A 3,292-nucleotide genomic window follows, 5' to 3' on the forward strand; every position below is an offset into this window, starting at 1 on the left:
CCACCGGATTCGACGACATCCGGGTAGAGCGTGCCCTGCACCAGGAACTCGACCTCCGGCTTGGTGCCACCGCTCTGTTCCACGACGACCTCGGAGACCGCATCCTCGAACGACCGAATGAACTCCCGGCCGATGGTCTTGCGCTTCTCCTCCGGATCGGTGACGCCCTTCAGCTCACCTAGGAACTTGTCCACCGCGTCGACGGTCACCAGCTTGGCGCCGGTCGCGGCGACGAAGTCCTGCTGCACCTGTTCGCGCTCCCCCGCCCGCAACAGGCCGTGGTCGACGAACACACAGGTCAGGCGGTCGCCGATCGCGCGCTGCACCAGCGCTGCGGCGACCGCGCTGTCCACACCGCCGGACAGCCCGCAGATCGCATGGCCGTCGCCGATCTGTTCGCGCACCGAAGTGATCAACGACTCGGCGATATTGGCCGGGGTCCAGGTGGCGGGGATGCCCGCGAGTTCGTGCAGGAAGCGGCTGAGCACCTGCTGACCGTGCGGCGAGTGCAGTACCTCGGGGTGGTACTGCACACCGGCCAGCTTGCGGGCCCGGTTCTCGAACGCGGCGACCGGAGCGCCCGCGCTGGTTCCGGTGACCTCGAAGCCCTCGGGCGCGTCGGTGACCGCATCTCCGTGGCTCATCCACACCGGCTGTCTGGTGGGCAGGCCGCCGTGCAGCAGACCGCCATCGATATCGAGGTCGGTGCGACCGTATTCGCGGGTGCCGGTATGCGCGACGGTGCCGCCGAGCGCTTGCGCCATGGCCTGGAAGCCGTAGCAGATGCCGAAGACCGGAATGTCGAGATCGAACAGCCGCGCGTCGAGCTGCGGTGCGCCCTCGGCGTACACGCTGGATGGTCCGCCGGACAGAATCACCGCGAGCGGCTGCTTCTCGGCGATCTCGTCGACCGTGGCGGTATGCGGGATCACCTCCGAATACACACTCGATTCACGGACCCGCCGGGCGATCAGCTGGGCGTACTGTGCGCCGAAGTCGACGACGAGGACCGGTCTCTGAGTTTCTGCCACTCGAACAGTTTAGTGAGCGAGCGCAGCGAGCGAACCATCGGCACAGCAGCATCGCTGGCATCGGAGCCGAGCGCCAGCGAGGCTTTGATGCCAGCGGCGGAAATCCTCCCGCGCGCCCCCACACTGCTGGTTATCCTCATGCCGTGCCCTTCGCCCGCGCGATAGACGCCGACATTCACTACGAGGACAGTGGCGGCGACGGTCCGGTGGTCTTACTAGCGCACGAATTCTTCATGGACCGGACGATGTTCGCATCCCAAATGGCCGCGCTCGCACCGGAATTCCGGATCGTGTCCTGGGATGCGCGCGGACACGGCCGCACCAGGGACCAGGGGCTACCGTTCACCTACTGGACCGCCGCGCGCGACGCCCTCACCGTGCTCGACCATCTCGGCGCCGAACGCGCCGTGTTCGGCGGCACCGCGCAAGGGGGATTCACCGCGCTGCGCACCGCGCTCATCGCACCCGAGCGGGTTTCCGCACTGATCCTGATCAGCACCGAGGCGCACGGCCCGACACCCGAGCAATCCACCGCGACCCAGAAATTCCTGGACGAGTGGTACGACGACGGCTCCCGGCAGGAGGCCGTCGAACAGCTCGCGTATTGGCTGATCGGCGATGACGAGTGGTACCGGGCGATCTGGACCAAACGCTGGCTGGTCCGCGACCGCCAGGGCATCGAGGTCGCCGCGGGCTGTCTGCTCGGCCGCGATTCGGTTTCGGATCGCTTATCCGAAATCACCTGCCCCGCCTTGGTGATTCACGCCGCCGACAGCGGCATCGCCCGCGAGCGCGCCCAGCAGCTGGCCACCGATCTCACCGCATCGACCTTCGTCGAAATCGCGGGCGCGCGCCTAGCAGTAACCATGACCCACCCCGAACCAGTGAATCACGCCATCCAGCAGTTCCTCCGCGCCCGTTCCATACCCACCCACACCCACTGACCCATAGTGCGCCGACGGTAGTCGAATGGCGGCTGCGAACTGCCTCGACGACCACCATTCGACTACGCTCGACGAGCCGAGGGGGTGGGGTCAGGCGCGGACGCTGAGGCCGACGCGCTGGAATTCCTTGAGGTCGGAGTAGCCTGCTTTGGCCATCGAGCGGCGTAGGCCGCCAACGAGATTCAGCGAGCCGAACGGGTCGTCGGAGGGGCCGTACAGGACACGCTCCAGGCTCGGACGCACCGACTCGCCGGTGTCACCGGACAGCTCGCCGCCCAGATCCCACGGATCCTCCACGTGCAGCAGCGAACCGCGCGGCACCGACGGATGCGCGGCCGAGGACGGCCAGTACCAGCCGCGGCCCGGTGCCTCGGCGGCCAGCGCAAGCGGGACGCCGAGCATTGCCGCATCGGCGCCACAGGCGATCGCCTTGGCCAACTGACCCGAGGTGGCGATATCACCGTCGGCGATCACGTGCACATAGCGTCCGCCGGTCTCGTCCAGGTAGTCGCGACGCGCGGCGGCGGCATCGGCGATGGCGGTGGCCATCGGCACCCCGATGCCGAGCACCTCGCCGGTGGTCGTCGCGCCGGGGTAGGAGCCGTAGCCGACGATGACGCCCGCGGCGCCGGTGCGCATCAGGTGCAGCGCGGTCTTGTGATCGCTCACGCCACCGGCCACCACCGGCACATCCAATTCGGCGATGAACGTCTTGAGGTTCAACGGCTCACCATCGCCGACGTGTTCGGCGGAGATGATGGTGCCGTGCACCACGAGTAGGTCGATACCGGCCTGCAGCAGCGCCGGGGTCAGCGCGCGGGCGTTCTGCGGGCTCACCCGCACCGCCACCGTCACACCGGCGGCCCGCACCTGCGCGACCGCGGCGGCCAGCAGATCCGGCTGCATCGGCGCGGCATGCAGTTCCTGCAGCAGCCCGACGGCCCGCTCATAGCCGCCCTTGGCGACGAGTTCGAGCAGCTGGTCGACCTTCGCGGCGACATCGGCGTGCCGGGCCCACAGCCCCTCACCGTTGATGACGCCGAGTCCGCCGAGCCTGCCGAGTTCGATGGCGAACTCCGGCGAGACCAGCGCATCGGTCGGGTGCGCCAGGAACGGGATCTCGAACCGGTAGGCGTCCAACTGCCACGCCAGCGATACCTGCTTCGACGAACGAGTCCGCCGCGACGGGACGATATCGACATCGTCCAGTTCATAGGTACGCCGGGCGGTCCGACCCATACCGATCTCGACCATGTCGCGCACGCTTGCTCCTCTGTATCTTTGGCCGCGCCTGCGGCGCGGCGTGTTCGCGGGCTC

General features: G+C 68.1%; 3 protein-coding genes. 1 reads left to right on the forward strand and 2 read right to left on the reverse strand.

The window, feature by feature from the left end:
* Positions 1-1,031 (reverse strand): glutamine-hydrolyzing GMP synthase (guaA, locus tag NP3_RS07170; protein ID WP_063039025.1); only part of this gene is annotated, 1,031 nt, incomplete at its 3' end.
* 143 nt (positions 1,032-1,174) lie between these two features.
* Between guaA and NP3_RS07175 the strand changes: the two genes are divergently transcribed.
* Complete coding sequence (locus NP3_RS07175) at positions 1,175-1,975, forward strand: alpha/beta fold hydrolase (RefSeq protein ID WP_063039027.1); 801 nt, start codon at positions 1,175-1,177, stop codon at positions 1,973-1,975.
* Between the two features lie 90 nt (positions 1,976-2,065).
* On the opposite strand, the gene NP3_RS07180 is transcribed toward NP3_RS07175, so the two are convergent.
* Entirely contained in the window at positions 2,066-3,238 is a 1,173-nt protein-coding gene (locus tag NP3_RS07180; RefSeq protein ID WP_063039029.1) for a GuaB3 family IMP dehydrogenase-related protein, read from the reverse strand.
* Between the last annotated feature and the right edge of the window lie 54 nt (positions 3,239-3,292).

The organism is Nocardia pseudovaccinii NBRC 100343 (assembly GCF_001613225.1).
Taxonomy (GTDB): Bacteria; Actinomycetota; Actinomycetes; order Mycobacteriales; family Mycobacteriaceae; genus Nocardia; species Nocardia pseudovaccinii.